The sequence below is a fragment of the Clostridium tunisiense TJ genome (assembly GCF_000300195.1).
GTDB lineage: Bacteria > Bacillota > Clostridia > Clostridiales > Clostridiaceae > Clostridium_J > Clostridium_J tunisiense.
Genome location: NZ_AMQH01000025.1, coordinates 1 through 25,610 on the forward strand (window position 1 = coordinate 1; position 25,610 = coordinate 25,610).

Sequence of the window (25,610 nt, forward strand, 5' to 3'; positions counted from 1 at the left end):
TATGCTCTATTTATCGCTGACTTGTTAAAGTCATTTTGTGAACTTATCGTTCACTAAGAATCATTTCTGATTCAGAATTAACTGGTTTTACCTTTTTCTCTGTTTAATTTTCAAAGACCAATTTATTGTTTTATTATGTCGTTTCTTGCGGTCTGTTATTATAATATCATTGTTATTTCTTTCCGTCAATAACTTTTTTTGCATTTAATTAAATAAATAGATAGATTCAACAAAAATATAGAATAAAAAGGTTCATTATCTATTATTCATTAAAACTACCACTTAAAATTAACAACTCAAATATTACTATCTTCTTACATTAAATAAACTTCCCCATAAAAGTATATTTTTATACTACTATTTTAATCTATTAGTATTAAAATAGTATTTTATAGAATTGTTTCTTATTTAGTTTATAACTTCTGTCCATAATTCAACTTATGTCTAAAATCTTTTCCCCTTATACTCTTTAATAATATTAAAAAAATTACTTACTTCTTTACTAATAATAAATCTCATGAAATACGATTGTTTCTTTCCATCTATAAATATAGTGTCTCCAAATTTCTCTTTTGTAAGTTCAACCTTATATATATCACTATATTCTATTACATCATCATAAATAAAAAACAACCTTTTCCCGCAGAATCTTAGCTTTTTATTTGTAGCAATTAGCACTCCTGTCCTCATAGTGTTTCTATTTTTTACAGTAGCCTGAAATGCACCATCAACGTAACTTAACACCTCTTCCCCCTCTTCAAAATTATCTTTAGCTAACTCGAGAAGTTTTGCTGCTTTATCCATATGAAATCCCCCTACAAATCATTTTATCATCTTTAAAAAATTTTTAATCCATTTAAAGAAGTTAAAGAAAAAACCTTCACCCTCTACCTTCATATTATCCTGATTATTAGTGTAACTATTTTCGATGATAAATGCAATATCACTCATAATTTCATATGCTTTGTTTTCTTCCCTTTTATTTATATATTTTTTATTTATAATACTTTTAAGATGATTTAATAATTCATTAGTAATATTACAAGTAGCCCGATTTTCATTATGGATTATATTTATATACTGTATTATTATTTCGCTACTAATTTTTACATCTATCCCTTTTATAATGCACCAATTAACATATGTACGTAATTTAAAATTGCCATACCTTCTTTGAATACGTCTTAATAAATTAACAGCTTCTTTGGATAAGTTCTTTTCATCAAATTTTATAAGTATATTCTCCATAACCTTTCTCCTTTATAAGTACCTTCCACCATTGCCTCAGCCTTAAATTATTACTTAGTTTTATCTCTCACTTATACTTTTATACTAATAAAAAATTTAGTAATTTCTATTAACTAATAATATTTAACCCCTAACTTACATATAAATTTAAAGATGATTTTTTCAATAAATAACTATTTTGGAGGGCAATTATGAATGATTTTATAGTTTCAAACTTTTGGGATATCCATCCTCATTTAAAGAAAAGTGTTTTTTCTTCTAATGAATTTAATAACGACGATAGCGTCCTAAGAAAGGAAGCCAATGATATTATCTTTAAAAGAACTAAACTAGAGTTGAATAAATTAGTAAAAGGTCTACAATGCATTTTAATTAATGCTGAAGAAGATTATTTTAATAATACGATAGATGAATTTTTAATGTATACTGGCTATACCGTTAATGAGGCCTTTGAAAACAATTCTTTAAATATGAATGTGCTAAAGCTTGAAAATTCTTCTGATATTATAGTATCAACAAGAAAAGAGAAGGATAATCCTTTTATAAAATATAATCTAAATCCTAAAAGTGAAATTCGTCCAAATACAAGAATAGAGTGTTTCATTTTCGAAGTTACAAATATTAGAAAGTACTTTACCATACAAAAAAATCGTGGAATAAATTTCTTATCTTCTGAGATTATTGAACATGATAATTACTTTTTTGTGCAAACTATCCCTTCCTCATTTACGGGCACATCTTATGGATTTATACAATGGAAGGGTAATAAGAGAATTTATAGAGATGCTTCTGACATAGAGTTGTCCAGAAAAACCAGTTTTTCAAAGCCAGAGTATACAAAAAATATTGGTTTCGTTGATCATGCTGCAACTCGTATCATCGCCAAACATAGAGATGCTGCAATACTAGAGCTCATGGAATTAACAGATTATAATTTTGACTTTTCCATTTATGTTAAGAACTTAAATTCTATTACCAACGTTGCGAGGATGAAGGGCCAGCAATTTGCTATGGTATTCACTTCAGGTATAACTCCATTTACTGACTTAGAACAAAGTGGACCTACTGAAAAGTTTGTATACAATTACGGACCAAGAGTTCATCATATTGCATTTTATACTGAAAACATTGAAAAAACCTTTGAAGAGCTTAAAAATAGTAATATGAAATTCTTGATTAATCTAGTGGGTTCAGAGGAAGAAGGAATAAAGCAAACTTTTTCTCACCCTTCTCCTAGTACTTTTGTAGTTAACGAATATATATGTAGGTATGGAGATTTTGATGGGTTTTTTACTAGCGACAATGTACGAGATCTTACCAAAGCTACAGATAAACAGTAAAACTTAGTTTTAGGAACGAATTTTATCATATTTGAATTTCTTAAGGAGTAACTGCAAACTTTAACTTTGCTGCTATTCCTTATTTTTTTGTAAAATTAAAACTAGACATGATTAATCATGTCTAGCAATTGACTATATTTAGCAGAGTAAAAATCCTCCACCACAGCCACAACAACAGAATAAAAGCAATAAAAGTATGCCTAATCCAAAATTAAAGTTGTTTGGCCTAGGTTGTGGTCTTGGACAACACCCATAGTTTTCTGGTAAATATGCATTATTTATTCCGCTATTATTCACTAAAGCACTTACATCTTCCCCAGTATTCAATCTAGCTAATAAGTCTTTAACTTCAGGATCATTCATAAGACTTTGTAATAATTCTTGAGTTGTCATATAATAAACTCTCCTTTTATATAAATTTTATAAGCTTGCAAGAAACATCAAACACACTAAGTTGTCCACAAGCAAAAGCTTATGTACATCGAATTCTGTACACAATATATAATATGAAAAAACTGTGGTTTTGTTTACATAATGAACCACTATTTAAATATATAAGTTCAAATAATCTAATGCCTAATATGTATCAAATTCAATCCTTTAAATAATAATATTTCCAGTATTATCATAAACCATATATACCTACAATTATTCCTTTGATGACCACAGTAGACGCTTCTAAGGTTTGTACACTATCACTATTTTAATTCTTTCATAGTTAATTTACTTTTAATAATTGTCTTTAAAAAAGCACATAAAATTTCCTCTTAGGGATAAATTAATATAAGACAAACAATGATTGGAGGTAGCTATATGGTTGATAATAATAAGAATAGATTTAAAGAAGGAAAGAAATCACAGGCAGAGCTAAGAAAAATGTATCCAAAAGATGGTGCAGATGTTGGCATTATAAATGGAGTTAAAGTAAGTTCTCATCCAAACAGTAATGATAACTCTAAAGATAATTCTTCCTCATTTTAGAATTATCAAATTAAAATAAAAAATCCACTCACTTTTGAGTGGATTTTTTATTTGGTGGCTCACCGGGGGATCGAACCCCGGACACCATGATTAAAAGTCATGTGCTCTACCGACTGAGCTAGTGAACCATATCGTTAAGCATACTTTATATGCTTAACGTTACCTGGCGACAACCTACTCTCCCGCAAAGTCTCCTTTGAAGTACCATGGGCTCTTTGAAGCTTAACCTTCGTGTTCGGCATGGGAACGGGTGTTACCTTCAAGACATAATCACCGGATACATAAACTTAAAATTACGATAATAAAAGTGAACCTAAAGTGTTGACCAATACAAGTATTTTAATTTATATTGCAATAAATTCTCTAATATCATCGCCCATAGTAATATTACAATTAATATTACTTAAAACAATTTGATTTTTGTATTGCTTATTCATTTAAGCATTTCATATTATATCACTCCTACTTAAAATTGTCAAGCAACCAATTTATCTCACTTGCTTAATCTCTTCCCGATTTTTGGTAAAGCCTTATATACCACATTTGATTATTTCTAAAACATTAAAATGTTATTTAGTAATTCACTATAACCACTAAAATAAAAAATATTCTCTCATAAAGTTATTAAGAATTAATTATAAAACTATAAATATATACAAAACAATATGCTGTTTTTATATCTCATCAAATATAAAAATAGGAATGTGGCCAATCACACTCCTATAATTGTATATTGCTACCTATATGAGTAACTTTAAGTTATTCTAAAAGCTTTTTATTATCTGTTTCGAGTACAAGTGTTATAATTTTAAGCTTTACGTTATTGTATCAATTCAGGATTGTAGTTATAAAAGAAACAATGCAAATATTGTAGTTGCTACAATTCCTATTGCTACGGGAACTAAATTACGTCTTGCAAGTTCAAAGGGTGAAACCTTACAAACCGCCGCGACTGGAATAATTGCCCAGGGAATGATAGTCCCCCCTCCAACCCATATGGCGCATATTTGTCCTAATGCAGTTAAAGTGGCAGTATTTGCCCCAGTAGCTGTAGCAAATAAACGAGCAACAGATCCAGCTAAGGATATACCTGAGAACCCCGACCCATCAAGGCCCGAAATTATTCCTACAGTAGATAAAGTAGCTACACTTACCCCATTATTTAGAGGAACTGAATGAGCAAGTACATATCCTAAATCATTCACTATACCTGTAGAGTTTTGTGGCAAATAGTCTCCAATAATTTTTACAAATCCCATATCTCCTATATAAAAGAAGGCTGCTATTGGTATTACAGGACCAAAAACTTTAAACCCAAACTGGAATCCATCAATAAAATATCCAGTAATCTTCTCCAATGATTCAAGCTTAAATGTTTTTAAAGAGATTATAATTAGTAGGAATATAGCAGTTCCACCGATTAGTGCAGTAGCATCCCCACCCTTTAAATCAAGTGATATCATTATCATTACATCAATAATAAATAGTAATGGAGTTAATATTGAAAATATTAATTTCCACTTATAACTTAACTTAACTTTGTCCTTTACCTCCTCTTCTGTTATTTCTATTGAAGTATCTGTAAGCAATTCATTATTAATAGTACCTCTTCTCATATCTCTTTTTAAAATAATAAATGCTGTAATGGTTGTAACCAAACCCATAACAATTATTAATGGTATTGTTGCAGATATTACAGCACTAACTGGTATACCCGCTGCATCGGCAGTGAGTTTAGGTGCTCCTTGAATAACAAAATCACTAGAAAGTGCTATTCCATGACCAAATAAATTCATAGCTACTGCTGCACCAATTGCCGGGAGCCCCGCTTTCACTGCAACCGGTACAATAATAGCCCCAATTAGTGCTACTGCTGGCGATGGCCAAAAAAACCAGGATATTACCATCATTGTTAGACCAGTTACCCAAAAAGCTAAAACATCATTTTTTATCAATTTAGTAAACGGCTTTATCATTACTTCATTAATTCCTGTAACAGCTAAAAGTTTGCTTAGAGAAACAATTACTGAAATTATTAAAATGGTTGGTAGTAACTCTGTTATAGCATATATAAAACTATTAAACACGCCTATTATGGAGAATGAAAGAGACTTTGTACTAATAAAAGCTAGTATAAATATACCAACAATACATATTAATGAACAATCTCTTTTGCGAATCATTATACCCAAAATCAATAAAATAAGAATTAAATAAATGTAATGTAATGCAGTTAATTCTATCATTTTCTCATCTCCTCATGTGTTTTTCCTTTTCTATAATACACAATATGCTCAATGTATATTTAGGTGTTAGATAACACTTGAGAAGCTTACATGTCTCGTTCTTATAAATCGGTAATTTAACTATTTATAAAATTAGTGCGGAACTTTTACAAGTTACATGAATTTATCAACTAATATATTAAATTGACGCAATTTCTTTCACTAAAAATGCAAAACACAATTAACTAATGTAATTATGTTTTGCATTCTATAAAAACTCATTATTAAATGATTCCCCATTCTTAATAATTAAAAATTAATCTTATAACTTTTTAATATACTCATAGGCTTCTTTTAAAAGTTCTTTACTTACTTCATGGGTAACCTTTCTTAGTCCTGCTTCAAAAGTTACCCATTGATAGCTTTGTATTTCAGATTTGTCAATAACAACATTTTTACCCTTAGCTTCTCCTAAGAAAAATATTACTTCCTTAGCTATATCTGGTCGTGGTTTATATTCGATTCTATGCTTAAATCCTGATAATATATCTACTTCTAACCCGGTTTCTTCTTTTACTTCCCTAAGAGCAGTTTCCTCTTCAGTTTCTCCTTCAATCATATGTCCCTTTGGGTATCCCCAATATATATTTATATTTTGTTGAATAATTAAAAATTCTGATTTACCACCATTGTTTATAAATACAACTGCGCCACAGGATTTTTCATATTGCATAGACAATCCTCCTTTAATCAACATATTCTCAATTAATTTATGTAATATTTATAACTTTTATTTACAAATATTCTTATTACATAATCCATTACTATTTAATTCTATATTACTATTAAATGTCCTTCTATTTTTTTATAAAATAAAAAGTGTACAGTGTGTACACTTTTTATTTGCATGTAACTTTTCCGCTTTTAATATCAATAGTTATTATACTATCCGTGGTTTTTGAGTTATTTCCATCAAAATGAGTTTTACTTATTCCTATTAAAATTTTATCTTTGCTATTATTAAATACTTTATAGGACACATTCACATTATAGGGTATAAAAATACTATTTCCATTATTCATATTCTTTTTATTTTTACTTTCATTTTCAATGGATTTTACAAAAGAGTAAATATGATTTTCGATGTAATCATTTACTTTACCAGTTAGCCTACTGTTCTCTAACTGTATTTTCGGCAGCTTAATAGTTGTGTTTACTTCTTTATTATGTCGTAGAATCTTCTCTGTGGTAATCCCTTGAATACCATTATTTGGAATAGATTTTAAATCTATTCCCTTATGGAAATTATTAAATGAAATTTTAAACTCAGGTGCGCCTAATGTATAAGGTGCAATTTCATTCATAGGAAAGTGTATTACTATATGATCTTTTTCCATATAAAACTGCTGGTCGTAATCTATACCACTAAATTTATTTGTATAATAAGATGTCTTAACTTTAGCTATGTCTTCACTTATTTTATTATTGATTACTTGTTGAAAATCTTCACCTTCGCTAAACAAGTCTTGTAAATTTACTATTTTCTCTCCCTTTAAATCTATGTTGTAACTTTTTTTATTTATTGTGCTATAATCTCCCCCTGTAAAACTATTAGTAGTAATTGTAAAGCTTAAGAAATTTTCATCACTATATGTTACAACATAATTACTTTTCATCTCATATCTAGGCAGTGAATATTTTTTTTCCTTAGCATAAAGAGTGTCTTTTTCAAGTGTATTTTCAAATTGATCTTTTAGATTATTTATGTAGTTATTTATATCTTCATTTATTTTCTTTTCAAAGTCTTGATTTGAGAATCCTTTTATATTTGGTTCTTGCAAGTCTATTTCCATTTGCTCATTAATCTTTTTAACATTCTTATTTAAAAGCTTTATTTGGCTATTTTCAGCATAAACTTTTATTGTAGGGGTAATTGCCTGGACATCCTTAATTTCATCATCAGTACTCAAAAATACTGTGAAGGTAAAAGCTAAAATACTTAATAAGGTTAAGCTTATGAATTTTTTCATAGGTATATCCTCCTTTAAACTTATAAACTTATAATAACACATGAATTCCAAAAAATTACAGTTATTATGTAAATCCTAAATTTTTTTTTATGACATCTTACTACTTATATTTATAGATAATTACTTACTTCTACTTATTATTTGCCAATTACCTAACAAAAAATGCAATTAGTTCTAAATTTCATGCTAATTGTATATATAAATAGTAATCTTTAATAGGAGTTGTGCTATGAAAAAGGATGAAACTAATAATATGCGAAAAGTATCAAATAAGGATAAAAATGTTGCTTTAAGCCCTATTGCTGACAGGGAAACTATAATTGATCCAATCTCAATTATAAATGAGGAAAAAATTTCAAATGCCTTGCCTAAGCTTATGGGAGAAAACCAACTCCAAGACTTAATTAATTCGTTAAATAAGTTAAATATTTCTTCTTTAAATGGTGATAGTAGCCTTTATAGCGATATAAATAATAAGTTAGATAGCATTAATAAATTACTTAGCACCAATAATGATAATAATGGTAATAGTTCACCCACTTCAGTTTTAGATAGTTTGAATAGTGTATTACAACATGTAACCACCATAAATGCACTAAAAAATCAATTGAATGAACTTCCCTTTAATACCTTTGAAAAAGTTTATGTTGAAAATTGTATCACTCCGGCACTTACAGTTCTTTATCAACTTGTCATTTCTGCTGCTTCTTTTAAGGATACGGCACAATCTTTATCTCTCTCTACTACTACTAAGCGTAAAACTCATAAAATAAAAGGTTACGAAAAGACTACTTATGAAATTATGGATCAGATTCAGTGCATATACGACATTCTTGAACATAGAATTAATGATTTCATAAAAATATTATGCCAATGTAAATAGCCTTCATGTTAAATTTCATGAAGGCTATTTGTATTATTTTAGTGTTTATCTGTCGCTGCTGCCACCTCTTCAAAAACTTCCTCAATAAGTTTATCATTAATTACTAATTTCTCTTCAGTAGTAGGAGTACAGTTTTCTAGATTTTTAAAAGCAACTGACAACATAAGTTTAATTCTATTTAATTGATTTACTTCACTTGCACCAGGATCATAATCTACTGCCACTATATTTGCTCCAGGATATCTCCTTCTCAGTTCTTTCATCATTCCTTTTCCTGTTATATGATTTGGTAAACATGCGAAGGGTTGCATACATACAATATTTTCTGTACCACTTTGTATGAGCTCAATCATTTCCCCAGTTAAGAACCAACCTTCTCCGGTTTGATTACAAAGAGATAAAATATTTTTTGCTTCCTTTGCAATAAAATTAATACTCCTTGGACCTTGAAACCTACTGCTATTTTCTAATGCCTTAACCATTGGACTTCGAAACTTTTCTAGTAAAGATATAGCTAACTGCGACGTGTACTTTGAAAGGGGCTCGAAATATAATTCATTAGCCTTAACTTCTGAATCTTTCAAAGTATATAATACGAAATCCATTAGATCAGGCATAACAGCTTCTCCGCCCTCTTCTTCAATAATATCTACAATATTATTATTAGCATGAGGATGAAACTTTACTAGTATTTCGCCTACTAATCCCACTTTAGGTTTTTTAACATCTAACAATGGTAAAGAATCAAATTCTTTTACAATTTGTTGAATATTACTTTTAAACTCTTTATATTTCCCAGCTATTAATGATTGTTTACAGATTTCAACCCACTTATTATATAAATCCACAGCTGATCCCTTGATTTTCTCATAAGGTCTAGTTTTATAAAGTATTCTCATCAACAAATCGCCATATATTATCCCCATAAGGGCCTTTTTAAGTAGGGACAAAGTTATCTTAAATCCTGGATTAGGCTCTAAACCTACGGAATTTAAAGAAATCACAGGGATATATTCAAAACCTGCTTCTTTAAGTGCCTTTCTAATAAATGCAATATAATTTGTTGCCCTACATCCTCCACCTGTTTGAGATATAATTATGGATGTGTTATTTAAATCATACGCTCCACTTTTTAATGCCTCAATTAGCTGCCCTGCTACTAATATTGATGGATAACAAGCATCATTATTCACATATTTTAATCCTTCCTCTATAGTTTTAGAGGATGTAGTTTCTAATACAACTAATTTATATCCTTCTTCATTGAAAGCAGTTTGTAAAAACTGAAAATGAATTGGAGACATTTGTGGTGACAAAATTGTGTGAGTATCCTTCATCTCATTCGTAAATAGAATTCTATCTTTTTCACTTGTTAGTCTACATGGTCCTACCCCTAATCTATCTCGTTCCTCCATAGCTGCCTTTAGAGATCTTATTCTAATCCTTGCAGATCCTAAATTATTTACTTCATCAATTTTTAACAATGTATATATTTTATTGTTATTTTCAAGTATCTCTTGTACTTGGTCAGTAGTTACAGCATCTAACCCACAGCCAAAAGAGTTCAGTTGAATAAGCTCAATAGACTTCTCCTTTGCAACAAAATGCGCTGCTGCATAAAGCCTAGAATGGTAAACCCACTGGTCAACTACTCTTAAGGGTCTTTCTACCTCTCCTAAATGAGCAATTGAATCTTCTGTTAGCACCGCCATATTAAATGAGGTTATTAACTTATCAATTCCATGATTTATTTCTGGATCAACATGATAAGGTCTACCTGCCAATACAATACCTTTAATATTGTTTTGCTTAATATACTCTAGTGTTTCTTCACCTTTCCTCTTTATATCCTCTTTAATTTTTTTATCTTCTAAAAAAGCTGAATCCACAGCAGTTAATATTTCATTTTTAGAAATACCATACTCTGAAAATACCTGATAAAGTTTTTTCGATATTGCTGTTTTATTATGAAAGGACAAAAATGGGTTTAAAAACTTTATATTTTTTTCTTTTAGAATATCCATGTTATTCTTGATTACCTCAGAATAAGACATTACAATTGGACAGTTATATTGGTTATTTGCCTCTACCTGCTCCTTTTGCTCAAAAAACACACTGGGGTAAAATATAAAATCTACATTTTTATCTATAAGACTCATTATATGTCCGTGAGTTAACTTTGCTGGATAGCAAGCAGACTCAGATGGTATTGTTTCCATGCCCTTTTCATATAATTGTTTTGTGCTTCGAGGTGACAACTCTACTCTAAATCCCAGGGTTGTAAAAAAGGTAAACCAAAAACCATAGTTTTCATAAACATTTAACACCCTAGGAATACCTACTGTACCTCTATATGCTTTATCTGTATCTAAGGGTTTGTAATTAAACATTCTTTGATATTTGTATTCAAAAAGATTTGGTAACTGGTTTTTCTTTAACTTGAGACCTGCTCCCCTTTCACATCTGTTTCCAGTTATGAAGTCTCTTCCATCCGAAAATTTATTAATAGTTAAAATACAGTTATTACCACATAATTCACAACGCTTAACAGAGGAATAAGTGTTAAATCTATTTAATTCCTCTTCTTTTAGTAGACATGAAGCGCTGCCTTCGACATACCTATCTCTAGCAATAAGTGCAGACCCAAAGGCTCCCATAAGTCCTGCAATGTCTGGTCTAACAACCTCTTTTTCAGAGGTTATTTCAAAAGCTCTTAAAATTGCATCATTATAAAAGGTTCCCCCTTGAACAATTACTTTGTTTCCCATGTCCCTTGGATTTCTAATTTTTATTACTTTAAATAGTGCATTTTTAATTACTGAATAAGATAATCCACTAGATATATCTCCAACAGATGCCCCTTCTTTTTGTGCTTGCTTTACTCTTGAATTCATAAATACGGTGCACCTTGACCCTAAGTCTACTGGATTTTCAGCCATTAAAGCTACCTTTGAAAATTCTTCAACAGACATATTCAATGATTCTGCAAAGTTTTGTATAAATGAGCCACATCCAGCTGAACAAGCCTCATTTAAAATCACAGAATTTATAACACCATTCTTAACAGTAATGCACTTCATATCTTGTCCACCAATGTCCAAAATAAACTCTACTCCTGGAAGGAAAAATTCAGCTGCCTTATAGTGAGCCACGGTTTCTATTTCTCCTAGATCAACTTTAAAAGCTGCTTTTATTAAAGCTTCACCATATCCAGTTACTACTGAATTCATTATAATGGCACTTTTCGGCATGATATCATAAAGTTTACTTAATGTTGTTTTTACTACTTCAACTGGATTGCCTTCATTACTTCCGTAAAAAGAATAAAGAAGTCTACCTTTATCATCTATAAGAGCTATCTTTGTAGTTGTGGATCCTCCATCTATTCCTAAAAAGCATTTTCCCTCATAACTTTCTAAAACGCCTCTTTCAATGCAGTTTTTGCTATGCCTATAATTAAAAACCTTTAACTCTTCCTCATTTCTAAAAAGTGGATTTAATCTATTTACCTCTTTTTTGTTGTTATCCTCCATTTGATTTATCCTATTACATATTTCTTCAAATGGAATTACGTAACTAGATACTGAACATAAGCTAGCGCCTATTGCGACAAACAGTTGAGAATTTCTTGGAAATATAACCTGACTTTCACTGAGTTTTAAAGTTTCTATAAACCTATTTCTTAGTTCACTTAAGAAATATAATGGTCCACCTAGAAATGCCACGTTTCCATTTATAGGTCTTCCACATGCAAGTCCACTTATAGTCTGATTGACTACAGACTGAAATATTGACACTGCAATATCTTCTTTTTTTGCACCTTCATTTAATAAAGGTTGAATATCTGACTTGGCAAAAACTCCACATCTAGCAGCGATTGGATGTATTGTAGAATAATTTTTTGCAAGCTCATTTAGCCCTAAAGCATCTGTTTTAAGTAAGGCTGCCATTTGATCAATAAAAGCACCTGTACCACCTGCACAGGTTCCATTCATTCTTTGTTCTAATCCATTTTTAAAATAGGTAATTTTTGCATCTTCTCCACCAAGTTCTATTGCTACATCTACATCGCCTAATGTAGACTCAATAGTTTTTGTGCAAGCAATCACTTCTTGAACAAAAGGTATATTTAGCCACTTAGATACAGAAAGCCCTCCTGACCCTGTAACATTAATAGTAATATTATACTTTTTAAAATATACAGCAGCCTCAGAAATCAATGTTTTAATTGTGCTTCTTATATCAGAATAATGCCTTTCATATTTGCTATAAACTAAATTCATATCTTCATTTAAAATTGTAAGTTTTACTGTTGTAGACCCCACGTCTAAACCTAAATGTAATAGCATGTCCATATTTTTTTCCCCGCTCATTTCCCTATTAAATTTAATAATTTAATTTTAATAAACTTCAGAGACTATATTAATAGTTATACACTATTTATATAGTCTCTGAATGAAATTATTACCATTTTGATTTTAAAACTCAAAATAAATTGTCTAGTATTGAAATTCAACTTAGTCAATAGAGTCTAGAACTATTCTCTCATTAGAATATTTACTTAGCTCTCCAAGTTGTTCCCTCTTTTGTATCTAAAATTTCAATATTCATAGCTAAAAGCTCATTTCTTATTTCATCAGCTCTGCTATAGTCTTTAGCTTTTCTTGCTTCATTTCTTTGGACAATCAATTGATTTACTAACTCTTCATTTACATTTACAGCTTCTTTTTCCATAATCATTAAATCAAGAGATAAAACTTTATCGAATTCCTCTATTAAATTAGCTTTTTCCTTATTATTAAGCTGGTTATCTTTAATAACTTCATTTAAAACTGTAAATGCGTTAGCAATGTTTAAATCATCACTTATATGCTCAATAAATTTCTGTTTGTAAGTCTCAAGCTTACTGTTATCTACTGGTAAGTTATCATTTACTTCCCCAATGATGGAAGAAATTTTCTTCTTTAATGCTTTGTAACCTTTTTTTGCATCATCTAAACTTTCAAAGCTAAATACCAATTGTTTTCTATATCTAGATTGCAAACAAAAATATCTATAATCAAGTGGGCTAAAACCTTCTTTTTCTAGTCTTGAAACTGTTAAAAAGTCTCCACTAGATTTAGACATCTTTCCTCCATCTAATACCAGAAACTCTCCATGAACCCAATAGTTAACCCATTTGTGCCCTAGAGAAGCCTCTGATTGAGCAATTTCATTTGTGTGATGCACTGGAATATGATCTATTCCTCCACAATGGATATCAATGTTCTCTCCAAGATATTTAATTGACATAGTAGAGCACTCTAAATGCCAACCTGGAAACCCTCTTCCCCAAGGAGAATCCCATTGCATAATTTGGTTAGCAAATTTAGAATTTGTGAACCATAATACAAAATCTAAGGGATTCTTCTTATTTGGATCTATTTCAATTCTGCTTCCAGCCTCTAGTTCATCTATACTTAAATTTGCGAGTTTTGTGTAATCTTTAAACTTATCAATTTCAAAATACACATTTCCATTAGCTTCATAAGTATAGCCTTTTTCTTCAAGGTCCTTTATAAAACTTATCATGTCATCGATGTGTTCAGTAGCTCTGCACACAACTGTAGGCCTTTTAATATTTAATTTTTTGCAATCTTCAAAAAAAGCATCTTCGTAAAACTTTGCAATTTCCCATACAGTTTTCTTCTCACGACTAGCTCCAATAGCCATTTTATCTTCGCCTTCATCACTGTCTGATTGAAGATGTCCTACATCTGTGACATTCATTACATGTTTAACTTTATATCCTACATATTCTAAGGATTTCTTAAGCACATCTTCAAATATATAAGTTCTTAGGTTTCCAATATGGGCATAGTTATAAACTGTTGGTCCACAGGTATACAGTCCCACTTTTCCAGGTTTTGCTGAAATAAACTCATCTTTTTCTCTTGAAAGAGTATTATATAAATAAAAAGCCATGTACTTCACTCCTCTTGTATTTATTTTCTATAACCATTATTTTATTTATATTCTTATAAATTTAAATTTCTAAACAATAAAGAAATCTAATTTTATATAGTATTTTTCTCTAATAGTTATGCTGTGATTCTATGTATACATGTTGATTTTACCACATTATTAAAAATTTACAATATTTTATCCCACTATTCAAGTAAATTTAATTTTTCTTAAAGGAACTTTTAATTAGTTGTAGAAAATATAAGTTATAATATATTTATATTTTGCGAAAGGACGTGTACTTATACTATGCCTGTATTTATTAATGGTAACATAATAACTCTTGATGAGAATAAGGTGTGTGAAAGTTTCTGCGTTATAGATGGAAACTTTGTTAAAGTTGGTAGCAATTCTGAAATCTTAAGTTCTTACAAAAATGAAGCTATTATAGATTTAAAAGGGAAAACTGTTTTACCCGGATTTAATGATGGACACATGCATTTTTTAAACTATGCAATTCAAAAAAATAACGTTAATTTAGTGAATATTGACTCAATTGAAAACTTAATCAGTAGATCAATAGACTATATTAATGAAAGAAATATACCTAATGAAAGCTGGGTTGTTTCTCGTGGGTGGAATGACAATTTATTTAAAGAGAAAAGGCTTCCTAATAGATGGGACCTTGATAAAATCTCACTAAATCACCCAATCATCTTTTCAAGAATTTGTGGGCATATAGCTGTAGTAAATTCTAAAGCTTTACAACTTCTTAATATTGATTGTAATACTCCTAACCCTTCAGGTGGAGTCATTGATAAAGAAGGTGGCGAACCTACAGGTATACTACGTGAAAATGCTCTAAATATAGCTTTAGATAATCTTCCACCTCTTACAGTAAATAATATAAAAATAGCTTTAAAATCAGCCTTTATAGATGCATTAAGTTGTGGTATTACTACTATTCAAACGGAAGATTTAAGTCATTGCAAAAGCTTAAAAAATTTAATTAAAGCTTACAGTGAATTAGCTGAAGAAGGCTCCCTTCCTATACGATTTATTTTGCAACTTAACTTAAACACTGATAAGTTATTCAATGAAGCAAAAGAACTTAATTTAAGAAGCAATATTGGAAATGATTTCTTAAGAATTGGGCCAGTTAAATTGTTTCAGGATGGCTCATTAGGTGGAAGAACTGCAGCAATGAAGGATTATTACTCAGATGAACCTCATAATGGAGTTCTAATATACAACCAACAAGAACTAGATGAGTTAGTTATGAAAGCACATGATTTTGGATTTCAATTAACTATCCATGCTATCGGTGATAAAGCCTGTGAAAGTGTATTAGACTCATATGAAAAATTAAATAAACATAGTTCTAAAAATGATCTTAGACCAACAATTGTTCATGCACAATTCACCAATGATAATCTGCTTAATAGATTCAAATCTTTGGGAGTTATTGCAAATGTACAGCCCTCTTTTATAATGACCGATCATCCTATAGTTGAGAAAGCTGTTGGGAAAGAAAGAGCTAAGGATAGCTATGCCTTTAATACTATGGTTAAAATGGGCATACCAGTAGCCTTCAGTTCTGATGCTCCTATTGAAAAATTTAATGTAATTGAGGGAATATTTGGAGCAGTTAACAGAAAAGACTTGAGTGGCAATCCACCACAAGGTTTTTATCCTAACGAGTCTATGGATGTGATGGATGCAATTAAATGCTATACTATTGGCTCCAGCTTTATGAGCTTTGAGGAAAATAAAAAGGGTAAAATAAAGGAAAATTTTTATGGAGATTTCATAATACTTTCTGATAATATTACTACAATTGATAAGGAGAAAATTAAAGAGGTTATTATACTTGAAACTTACGTAGGTGGTATTAAGAAATACTAAGGGCTCAAGTAGCATAATGATTTGTTTTTTATTTTACAAGTTCTCTAATATGGATATTAATTTTATTTAGCTTAAAAAAGGTAGCAAATTAAATTGCTACCTTTATTTTTTCACTCTATTAGGTTTAGCTTTTGGCTTTATAACTACATTGCTCTTGTTTTTATTTTTTTTATATGAAGCTACTCTTTGTTGATTCTTTTTTATATATCCTGATAAGTCTAGGAACCATAAAAATAAAATCACAAAAACTCCTGGAACAATATATTTTACAAAAATATTAGGCATTGTCGGCCATATAATTGACGGTACAATAAATTCTATTAATGCAGCTGCTAATATAATCCACTTATTAATCCTTATCTTGTCCAAAACAAGAGGCTTAAGTAGTTGATATATAAGTAGTACACCAAAGGCAAAAACAACAATACTAAGAACAAATAAAATTGCTTGCACATTAATCCCTCATTCCATAAATTATTTATACTAACAATTATATATTAATTTATGATAAAAATATAGCTTATATCCCTGAAGTATATTTAATAATTTTTACTAAAATATATGAAATATTTTTATATTTATCTCTATAGTAAAACTCATGTAAGAAAATGTTAATGAAGTGAAAATTTTATAAAATAATGTTATAAAATATTTTTTTCTGTAAATAATAACTATTGTAAATATATTGAAAAGGAGATGTTTTTATGAGAGCATTAGATACAATAGCACTAATTCTTGTAATAATAGGAGCAGTTAACTGGGGTCTAATAGGTTTATTTGGTTTTGACTTAGTAGCCGCTTTATTTGCAGGTTCCGGAGTATTTGGTACTATAAATGGTTTAAGCAGAATAGTATACGGACTAGTAGGATTATGTGGTTTATATGCGCTTTCATTCTTAGGAAGAAATAGATATAACAACGTGGATTAGACCAAAACTCTTTTAAATAGGTAGTTAAACTTTTAGTTTAACTACCTATTTTGCACATTTAGGACTTAAGTATATAATTTAAGCTTTTAAGTTGTTCTGATATATTAAATAACTAATATATCCTTCCTTTATATTATTAAGATGCTAAACTATATTTTATTAAATCTTAGCTGAATAAGAGCAATTTTTTCCTGTATCCTTATTACAATAGCTCTTCCGCTATATCCCATGTCTAACATATCCTTTATAATAATAAACTGAAGATCTTCTATTATTTTTATCACTTGTCCCTTTTTATCTCCAAAAATAACTCTATTTTTTTCAAATGTGATTTGAATACTATCCCATTGTTTTAAATTATGGTAACTATTGTTCACCTCAAAACTCATTCCCCTATTTATGATAAAATTTAGAAACTGCTCATACTTTTGCTCCAAATCCTTTTTGTTTTTAACCAGCTCATTATACTTTTCTAGTTTTAAAAATAGTTGTGAATTAAGTTTCTCCACTTCCTTCTCCAACTTAATTTTATTATCATCAATCTTTCTCATATAATCATTAATTTTACATACATAACTTCTATTAAACTTATCATCCATAGCCTCACCTTGCCTTTCTTAAATAATATTAAAAATCATAATTATCTAGTGATTTTGTAATATCTATGCTATAAAAAGATATTTAGCTTTCCATTATCATTTAAATCCATTAATTCGCTAAAACATTGGACTTATCCTCTAAAGCCTCTTAAAATATATATTATAAGAGGTGATTTTAATGGATAGCTTAAAAATATTATTAAAAAATATAAATGGATCTATAATTAAATTATCGAAATTCACAAAGAATGTTTTATATAACTTTTATAAATACATTGACTTTGCTTTTAAAAAAAGAAAAACTATTAAAAAAATCTATGAACCAATAATTACAAATAAAGAACAGGATAATAAATTGCTATTACAAAGGTTAAAGGAATTAGAATCAAAAAAAGTTCTTCTAGATAAAGATCTAGCTTCAGTCAAAACTAATCTGAACAATTTAGAGAGAAAAATAGAGTACATCGAAAAAAATATGCTGAGCTAGCTTATTAACAATTATCATAAATAAATTATTTATTGTTCATACTACAATTAATAAAATAATTCCTAGTGAGGTGAATTCTTTGTTTAATTGTATACAAAATGAAAATCACTATTGCAATTTATTTAATGGTAACTGGATTTCAACTGAAAAAACTATAACTATATTTTCTCCTATTGATGATAAGATTATAGGTACAGTTCCAGCAATGAGTAAAGAAGATATTGATAAAGTAATTGCAAATTCAAAAACTTCACAAATTCTTTGGGGTGAGACACCTATAAGTGAAAGAGCTGAAATTTTACATAAAGCTGCATCTATACTTGAAGGTAAAGCTGAGGAAATTTCTAAAATTTTAATGAATGAAATTGGTAAAGATATCAACTCCTCTCTTTCTGAAGTAAAGAGAACTGCTGAGTTTATAAGGTTCACAGCTGATGCTGGAAAACATATGGATGGGGAAGCCATTGGTGCTGATAATTTCCCAGGCTTTAAAAAAAATAAGATGAGTTTTGCTCAAAGAGTTCCCCTTGGAGTAGTATTAGCTATATCCCCCTTCAACTACCCAATTAATCTCTCAGCATCTAAAATAGCACCGGCTTTAATAGCTGGTAATAGTGTTATTCTAAAACCTCCAACTCAGGGTTCTATAAGTGCCCTTCACCTTGCTCGAGTATTTCAAGAAGCTGGACTGCCAGGTGGAGTATTAAATACAGTGACAGGAAAAGCCTCTGAAATTGGAGATTATATAGTTACAAAAGAAGAAATAAACTTTATAAACTTTACAGGTTCTACTGAAATCGGTAAACATATTGCTAAAATAGCTGGTATGGTACCGCTGATGCTTGAACTTGGCGGTAAAGATGCTGCAATTGTTTTAAAGGATGCAGATTTAGAGGATGCAGCGAAAGAGATTATCTCTGGAGCATTTAGCTACTCTGGTCAGAGATGTACAGCAATTAAAAGGGTACTTGTAACTGAAGATGTAGCTGATGAATTAGTAATAAAGATGTTAGAAAAGATTAAATGTTTGAAAGTTGGTAGTCCAGAAGATGGCTGCGAAGTAACTCCACTTATTAATAGTGAGTCAGCAGATTTTGTGGAGGATTTAATCAAGAATGCCTTAGATAAAGGCGCTACTCTTCTCTGTGGTAATAAGCGAGAAAAAAATCTCATCTATCCAACCTTATTTGACAATGTAACAACAGAAATGAGACTTGCTTGGGAAGAACCTTTTGGCCCCGTGCTTCCAATTATACGAGTAAAGGATATGGAGGAAGCTATAGAAATTGCAAATAAATCACAGTATGGCCTTCAATCTTCTGTATTTACTCAAAATATAAATCATGCCTTTTATGTTGCTAATAAACTTGAAGTTGGTGCTGTTCAAATAAATAATAAGTCGGAAAGAGGTCCTGATCACTTTCCATTTTCAGGTGTTAAAGCTTCTGGCATGGGAACTCAAGGAATCCGATACAGTATTGAAGCAATGAGTAGACTTAAATCTATTGTGCTTACTGTTGATTAACTATGATAATCTCTAAAGTGAATATGACTTATTAAAACAAAAACGTGATTTAACTATAATAAAGTAAAATCACGTTTTATACTATAGAAATTTATATTAAAACCTCAAACAATATTTATGGCTACCCAACTTCTTATGTTTCTTTTACTTCCATAGTAAGTTTTGAACTTATATCTTATAGGTTAAGTAGGAGCGCGTAAAATATTTAAAATTACTTACACTTCTTAAATAAATTAAACTTAAAGTGCGAAAAGAATAATATTATAAATTATTACTTATTGCAATGGAGAAGAAACGATATTTTCACATATTTGTGCTAAGTTGTTCTCTTCTTCCTTAGTCAAATCCTCAACATTAATAGCTGGATGAAAAATAATTTTCGCTACTAAATCCTGTGGACTATGCTCTTCTAGCCCCTTAAAAGCACCATCTACAGTTATAGGAACAATAGGCACTTTTGCTTTTGTTGCTAATTTCATACTCCCCTTTTTAAATTCATTTATCTTATGTGATTTGCTTCTAGTGCCTTCTGGGAATATTAGCATGGATCTTCCTCTTTTAAGATTCTCCACCCCCTGCAATATTGACTTTAGTCCTTCTCTAGTATTTTCCCTATCTATAAATACACAGTCAAACTCCTTCATCCAAGAAGCTACTATCGGCCAACTTGATACTTCTTTTTTTGCTATTGCACCAGCTACTTCATTAATGTTAGCCATAATTAATGGGATGTCTAGTTGACTTTGATGATTGGCTACATAAAGACATGTAGTTTTCGGTAAGTTTTCCTTACCGAAAACTTCAACTTTTAATCCTGAATACTTTATTATTGCCTTTGACCAATTATTTACCACATCGAAAACATAACTTTCTCTCTCTTCCTCATTTAACTTTGACTTGATAAGGTTAAATTTTAGTTTTCTCAAAGCAATATATATCATATATCCAAAAAACCTAACTGCAAAAAAAACTTTTCTCATGTTATTCCTTCCTTTTCATGCCTATATTTATATCCAATTTATTATACCAATTATTCCTCCTGAATTAAAGAATAATAATTAGCCCTTCGCTATGTACATAATAAATAACTTCTAAAAACTTATTTTATAATTATAAAATAAATAAATATGTCAATAATCATATATAAGTTGTAATGAATTTGCCTCATTAAAATTTATTACTGTATATTTATGTAAAAAAATTCTATTTATCCATTCCTTCTTACTATATATAAATAATATTTTCTTATTGGAGTTATTATATGAAAAAAAGATTATACTTAATACCCTTTACAGTTGTAATATTAATTATTTGCTTTAGCTTTATAGGTAAAGCAATAGCCTTATTAACTAATTCTTCTAATAGCTCACACTATTTACCTTTAAACTATGACTTAAAAGTTCATTTCTTAAATGTTGGTCAAGGTGATTGTATCTTAATTCAAAGTTATGATAAAAATCTACTTATAGATAGTGGTCCAAATACAAGTTCAAAAAAAGTGATTAGATATCTTCATAAGCAGAACATAAAAAAACTAGATTATGTTATTGCTACTCATCCACATGAGGACCATATAGGTGCCATGGATGATATTATTAGTAACTTTACTGTTGATAATTTCTTTGCACCTAAGATTGCCTCCCACAACACGGATTTCCTAAACTTAGTAACAGAGCTCAGTAAAAAAAATAAGAAAATTAATGTCTCAAAATCAGGACTAGAATTTAATATTAATGAAAATACAAAACTTACATTTCTGTCTCCCCAAGAGGATAATTATGATAACTTAAATAACTATTCTACAGTAATTAAGTTGCAATTTAAACAGATATCCTTTTTATTTACTGGTGATAGTGAAAAACTTATTGAAGATGAGTTAATAAAAGGTCAAGCAGATTTAGCTGCACAAGTTTTGAAAATAGGTCACCATGGAAGTAAAACCTCATCTTCTAAAAATTTTGTTAGCAGGGTAAATCCCACCTATGCTGTTATATCTTGTGGTTTAGGGAATGACTACGGTCATCCTGATAAGGTTACATTAAATACACTTACTGAGCTGAAAATTAAAGGTTATAGGACAGATAAGCAAGGTGATATAATTTTTGCATCAGACGGTAAAAACCTATCTTCCTTTACAGCTAATATTAAATAAAAAATCACTAGAAATATTTTTTATATTCTAGTGATTTTTTTATTTTAAAATATGAAGCTTTTGATTATGGGTAAGAATAATATATTATTTTATACTATTTCTTTAAGATTCTAGCATGTTTATATAACAAATCTTTGATTTATCTTTCATGTGGATAAATAATGGCATAAGTTAGTTTATTTATGAACTAACTTGGATGCCTTGATACTTTTGAGAAATAAATCAATAAAATTATCTCTAATAATCATATATCTAAATTAACAATAAAACTTAAAATTGTACTTTCAATTATATTTAAATAATTTAAATATAATTATTGATTGCTTATCTCCATATATTTTCAAATCTAATTGATTTTAAAGGATGAACTACTAGGCCCTTTACATCCTTTGCAACAGCATATAATGAGGATATATGAGATAAAAATACATATGGCGCATCCTCAGTAATTATGTTATCTAGACTATATAGTAGCTCGTTATACGTATATGGATTTTTTGTAGCCTTTGCTGTATTCAGTAGCTCCAAAAGTCGTGGATTATCATATTTGCTTAAGTTAGAAGTATTATTTATATCAATTAATGGCTCTATAAAATTATCTGCAGTGCCTGAGTCCCCTAACCATCCATAAAGTATCATGTCTGTATTTTGTATAGCCTTAAAATTATAATAATCTCTAGGTTCTATTTCTACTATTTCTAAAGAAATACCCAACTCACTTAAACTTTCTTTCAAAATATTTGCTAGACGATAATGAGCAGTATCTTTAGAGTCATTTTTAGAAACTCCAAAATTAATTTTCCCACCATTTATTCCACTAAGTTTCATAAATTCGCGAGCTTTTCTTATATCTTTAGGATAGCCTTTGCTAGATGGATTTTTAAGAATACTAGTAGGAAATACACTTTTTGCAACTGGCTCCATTCCACTAAATACCTCATCTTGTATCTTTTGTTTATCAACAACATGATTAATAGCTTTTCTCACATTAACATTGTGAATTAATGGATTATTTCTAAAAAAGTTAAATAATAAAAACCTTGATCCAATACATTCTGTAGTATATAGCTTATATCCTGCTTCTAACACTTTACCCTTGTTTCGCGCATTCACCTCTATATAATCTATTTTTCCATCTATAAATCTCTCTGTAGACTCTTCCGTTGTAGTATGTAGTATTAAATTATCTAGTAATGATTCTCCTAAAGAATATTCATTAAATTTAGTGTAGATTACTATACCTTCCTCTTTACTAACAGATTTAAACTTAAATGGACCTGCTCCAATTGGATTATCTCTCAATCTATACTCTTCTTCCTTGGGTATTATAGAGCAGGATAAATGAGATAAATTATTGATAAATGATCCATATGGATACTGAAGAACTATTTTTAAATTGTAATCTCCATTAATAATTATTCCCGATACTTCTTTATTGCTACCATTGTAAAACTCATCTGCACCTTTAATCATAGCTAGAAACCACCTATTAGGTGAATCTAACGTTCTACTTAAGAGTCTTTCAAAGGAGTACTTTACATCTTTTGCTGTAATAATCCTTCCATTATGAAATTTTAGCCCCTTTCTAAGGGTAAAATTCCAAGTCACATTATCATCATCTAAGTGCCAAGTTTGAGCTATTCCTCCGATAGGATCAATTCCTGGACCTATCATCACTAACCCTAGATTTAATGGTTGTATAATGCTTGATAGTTGAGACTCTATAATTACTGCTGGATCAAAATCACTTGGTGCTTGAATATCCATGGAAAAACTCTTGCTCTCTACTTGTGTATTACTTTCCTCTTCACTTGCAATCACATTCAGATTTTCTATAGTTTTTTCTAACATATTTAGAGATACCTTCTGCCTATACACATCAACTGAAATATTTTCATTTAATGCTTTAACAGAATCTATAGCTTTTACCATATCTTCTATAACAGTTATCATATTTTGATTTTTGTTAGCTTGTTCAACTACTGCTTCACCAATTTTATGAGAAGTTTGTCTAGTAGTATGAATTTGTTTCATCATTTCATCTATAACATTACTTGCTTCTTGTGTAACATTACTACCTTCAATAACCTTTTCTACACTCTGAAGAATAATATTGGATGTGGCTTCTGTAACCTTTGATATCTCAGATATTATCTTGTCAATTTCATCTGCTGATTTTGAAGAATTTTCAGCCAATTTTTTCACTTCACCAGCTACAACTGCAAATCCCTTTCCACTTTCGCCTGCCCTAGCTGCCTCAATATTAGCATTTAATGATAATAAATGGGTAGTTTTTGATATTCCCTTTATTGTATCTACTATTCCTTTTATTTTATTTGATTTCTCTACAAGGTCTCTCATAGTTGTTTCCATGTTTTCTACAATTGATTTAATATTACTCATACTTATTTCAACATTTTGTAAAGATGCTTGTCCTTTTTCTGCCTGTTGTAAAGTTTCATCTATAACCTTTATGGTTTCTATTACTCCTGCATTTATTTCTTGTGAAAACGCTGCTACTGTATTAGATGTATCTACAGTCTTTGTAATATGGTTATCTTGCTTTTCAATCTCTTTATTTACTTCCTTAACAGAGTTTAGCAACATTTCAGTTACTTGTAGTGCTTCTTCTGCCTGAACTATAATTTTTTTAGACATTATTCCTTGGTATTTTTGATTTTTTAGTAGTTTAGTGACATCTACAATACTTTCAGTACTGGTTATTTCCTTCTCTCTTATTGCAATACTACTCTCTTGCTCTCTATTTGGCTTTCTTTTTTTTAGTAACATACTTTTCTCCCCTTGTTTACAAATTTAAAAATTTATAAATATACCCTTATTTTATATTTATATATATTTTACCATTTTTTTATATAAAACCCCATAATTAATCATATATTTGCACTTATAAACAATTTTTAAGTAGCACCATATAATTTTAAAAACGCGGATAAAAGGGAAATAAAAAAAGCCCTTAGGAAAACTAAGAACTTTATTGCTTCATTTAACATTATATTATTTTATGAAAGTTTGGCTCCGTGGAGAGGATTCGAACCTCCAACCTATCGGTTAACAGCCGAGTGCTCCACCATTGAGCTACCACGGAATACTGTTCTTTCAAAATTGCACAGTGATTCAAATTTAATATTAGCTTCACATTACTACGTCAGTTTCAGTCACTGCGGTGCTCATTTACGCCTATGTAAACTCTGCTCCTCATTCCTTCACTTCCTTGTTCTGTTCGCTACTATTAAATTTCAGAATTTATCAATTAGGTCAAGCCCTCGACTTATTAGTATTAGTCAGCTAAACATGTTACCATGCTTACACCCCTAACCTATCAACCTGATGTTCTTTCAGGAG

Annotated in this window: 20 protein-coding genes, 2 tRNA genes and 2 rRNA genes; 8 read left to right on the forward strand and 16 right to left on the reverse strand. The window is 29.8% G+C overall.

Annotation, left to right across the window (positions count from 1 at the left end; all coding sequences use genetic code 11):
- Positions 1-444: 444 nt before the first annotated feature.
- Positions 445-804, reverse strand: coding sequence for a PH domain-containing protein (locus C661_RS22445; protein ID WP_017417168.1), 360 nt, complete (start codon positions 802-804; stop codon positions 445-447).
- 18 nt (positions 805-822) lie between these two features.
- Positions 823-1,248 (reverse strand): hypothetical protein, encoded by a 426-nt coding sequence (locus C661_RS0120345; protein WP_017417169.1) that lies wholly within the window; start codon positions 1,246-1,248, stop codon positions 823-825.
- Between the two features lie 191 nt (positions 1,249-1,439).
- On the opposite strand from C661_RS0120345, the gene C661_RS22450 reads away from it, so the two are divergent.
- The gene (locus tag C661_RS22450; RefSeq protein ID WP_017417170.1) at positions 1,440-2,588 is read left to right on the forward strand and encodes a VOC family protein; all 1,149 of its coding nucleotides are present in this window, start codon (positions 1,440-1,442) and stop codon (positions 2,586-2,588) included.
- Between the two features lie 138 nt (positions 2,589-2,726).
- Here the strand turns inward: C661_RS22450 and C661_RS0120355 are convergent, their stop codons facing one another.
- On the reverse strand, positions 2,727-2,981 hold the full coding sequence (locus C661_RS0120355; RefSeq protein ID WP_017417171.1) for a hypothetical protein: 255 nt from the start codon (positions 2,979-2,981) through the stop codon (positions 2,727-2,729).
- A 420-nt stretch (positions 2,982-3,401) separates the two neighbouring features.
- Here C661_RS0120355 and C661_RS24095 point away from each other — a divergent pair, with 420 nt between their 5' ends.
- A complete protein-coding gene (locus C661_RS24095; protein WP_017417172.1) occupies positions 3,402-3,569 on the forward strand; it encodes a hypothetical protein in 168 nt (55 codons plus the stop codon).
- Between the two features lie 52 nt (positions 3,570-3,621).
- On the opposite strand, the gene C661_RS0120365 is transcribed toward C661_RS24095, so the two are convergent.
- The 5 genes from C661_RS0120365 to C661_RS22990 form a co-directional block, all read right to left on the reverse strand.
- Positions 3,622-3,697 (reverse strand) — tRNA-Lys (locus C661_RS0120365).
- A gap of 33 nt (positions 3,698-3,730) precedes the next feature.
- A 5S ribosomal RNA gene (rrf, locus tag C661_RS0120370) occupies positions 3,731-3,847 on the reverse strand.
- 567 nt (positions 3,848-4,414) lie between these two features.
- Complete coding sequence (locus tag C661_RS0120375; RefSeq protein WP_017417173.1) at positions 4,415-5,815, reverse strand: hypothetical protein; 1,401 nt, start codon at positions 5,813-5,815, stop codon at positions 4,415-4,417.
- 301 nt (positions 5,816-6,116) lie between these two features.
- Positions 6,117-6,527 carry a bis(5'-nucleosyl)-tetraphosphatase gene (locus tag C661_RS0120380; RefSeq protein ID WP_017417174.1) on the reverse strand — a complete coding sequence of 137 codons (411 nt, stop codon included), beginning with the start codon at positions 6,525-6,527 and terminating at the stop codon, positions 6,117-6,119.
- A 166-nt stretch (positions 6,528-6,693) separates the two neighbouring features.
- The gene (locus tag C661_RS22990) at positions 6,694-7,824 is read right to left on the reverse strand and encodes a DUF3298 and DUF4163 domain-containing protein (RefSeq protein ID WP_017417175.1); all 1,131 of its coding nucleotides are present in this window, start codon (positions 7,822-7,824) and stop codon (positions 6,694-6,696) included.
- 229 nt (positions 7,825-8,053) lie between these two features.
- On the opposite strand from C661_RS22990, the gene C661_RS0120390 reads away from it, so the two are divergent.
- A complete protein-coding gene (locus C661_RS0120390) occupies positions 8,054-8,707 on the forward strand; it encodes a hypothetical protein (RefSeq protein ID WP_017417176.1) in 654 nt (217 codons plus the stop codon).
- Positions 8,708-8,745: 38 nt separating this feature from the next.
- Here C661_RS0120390 and C661_RS0120395 read toward each other — a convergent pair whose 3' ends face one another.
- Positions 8,746-13,062, reverse strand: a complete 4,317-nt coding sequence (locus C661_RS0120395) for a 2-hydroxyacyl-CoA dehydratase (protein ID WP_017417177.1) — start codon at positions 13,060-13,062, stop codon at positions 8,746-8,748.
- 202 nt (positions 13,063-13,264) lie between these two features.
- Positions 13,265-14,671: a cysteine--tRNA ligase gene (gene cysS, locus C661_RS0120400; protein WP_017417178.1), complete on the reverse strand. Its 1,407-nt coding sequence runs from the start codon at positions 14,669-14,671 to the stop codon at positions 13,265-13,267.
- Positions 14,672-14,959: 288 nt separating this feature from the next.
- Between cysS and C661_RS0120405 the strand changes: the two genes are divergently transcribed.
- Positions 14,960-16,555, forward strand: a complete 1,596-nt coding sequence (locus tag C661_RS0120405) for an amidohydrolase (RefSeq protein WP_017417179.1) — start codon at positions 14,960-14,962, stop codon at positions 16,553-16,555.
- Between the two features lie 102 nt (positions 16,556-16,657).
- Here C661_RS0120405 and C661_RS0120410 read toward each other — a convergent pair whose 3' ends face one another.
- Positions 16,658-17,008 (reverse strand): hypothetical protein, encoded by a 351-nt coding sequence (locus C661_RS0120410; RefSeq protein WP_017417180.1) that lies wholly within the window; start codon positions 17,006-17,008, stop codon positions 16,658-16,660.
- Between the two features lie 251 nt (positions 17,009-17,259).
- Between C661_RS0120410 and C661_RS0120415 the strand changes: the two genes are divergently transcribed.
- The gene (locus C661_RS0120415) at positions 17,260-17,484 is read left to right on the forward strand and encodes a DUF378 domain-containing protein (protein ID WP_017417181.1); all 225 of its coding nucleotides are present in this window, start codon (positions 17,260-17,262) and stop codon (positions 17,482-17,484) included.
- Positions 17,485-17,633: 149 nt separating this feature from the next.
- On the opposite strand, the gene C661_RS0120420 is transcribed toward C661_RS0120415, so the two are convergent.
- Positions 17,634-18,083 (reverse strand): hypothetical protein, encoded by a 450-nt coding sequence (locus C661_RS0120420; protein ID WP_017417182.1) that lies wholly within the window; start codon positions 18,081-18,083, stop codon positions 17,634-17,636.
- 178 nt (positions 18,084-18,261) lie between these two features.
- Here C661_RS0120420 and C661_RS0120425 point away from each other — a divergent pair, with 178 nt between their 5' ends.
- Complete coding sequence (locus tag C661_RS0120425; protein ID WP_017417183.1) at positions 18,262-18,570, forward strand: hypothetical protein; 309 nt, start codon at positions 18,262-18,264, stop codon at positions 18,568-18,570.
- A gap of 79 nt (positions 18,571-18,649) precedes the next feature.
- Positions 18,650-20,095 carry an NADP-dependent glyceraldehyde-3-phosphate dehydrogenase gene (locus tag C661_RS0120430; protein ID WP_017417184.1) on the forward strand — a complete coding sequence of 482 codons (1,446 nt, stop codon included), beginning with the start codon at positions 18,650-18,652 and terminating at the stop codon, positions 20,093-20,095.
- Between the two features lie 275 nt (positions 20,096-20,370).
- Here the strand turns inward: C661_RS0120430 and C661_RS0120435 are convergent, their stop codons facing one another.
- Entirely contained in the window at positions 20,371-21,075 is a 705-nt protein-coding gene (locus C661_RS0120435; RefSeq protein WP_017417185.1) for a lysophospholipid acyltransferase family protein, read from the reverse strand.
- Positions 21,076-21,356: 281 nt separating this feature from the next.
- Here C661_RS0120435 and C661_RS0120440 point away from each other — a divergent pair, with 281 nt between their 5' ends.
- The gene (locus C661_RS0120440) at positions 21,357-22,247 is read left to right on the forward strand and encodes a ComEC/Rec2 family competence protein (RefSeq protein WP_017417186.1); all 891 of its coding nucleotides are present in this window, start codon (positions 21,357-21,359) and stop codon (positions 22,245-22,247) included.
- 324 nt (positions 22,248-22,571) lie between these two features.
- Here the strand turns inward: C661_RS0120440 and C661_RS0120445 are convergent, their stop codons facing one another.
- The 3 genes from C661_RS0120445 to C661_RS0120455 form a co-directional block, all read right to left on the reverse strand.
- Positions 22,572-25,037 carry an ABC transporter substrate-binding protein gene (locus C661_RS0120445; RefSeq protein ID WP_017417187.1) on the reverse strand — a complete coding sequence of 822 codons (2,466 nt, stop codon included), beginning with the start codon at positions 25,035-25,037 and terminating at the stop codon, positions 22,572-22,574.
- Between the two features lie 241 nt (positions 25,038-25,278).
- Positions 25,279-25,353 (reverse strand) — tRNA-Asn (locus tag C661_RS0120450).
- Positions 25,354-25,519: 166 nt separating this feature from the next.
- Positions 25,520-25,610: ribosomal RNA gene (locus C661_RS0120455) — 23S ribosomal RNA — on the reverse strand; the annotation flags it as partial.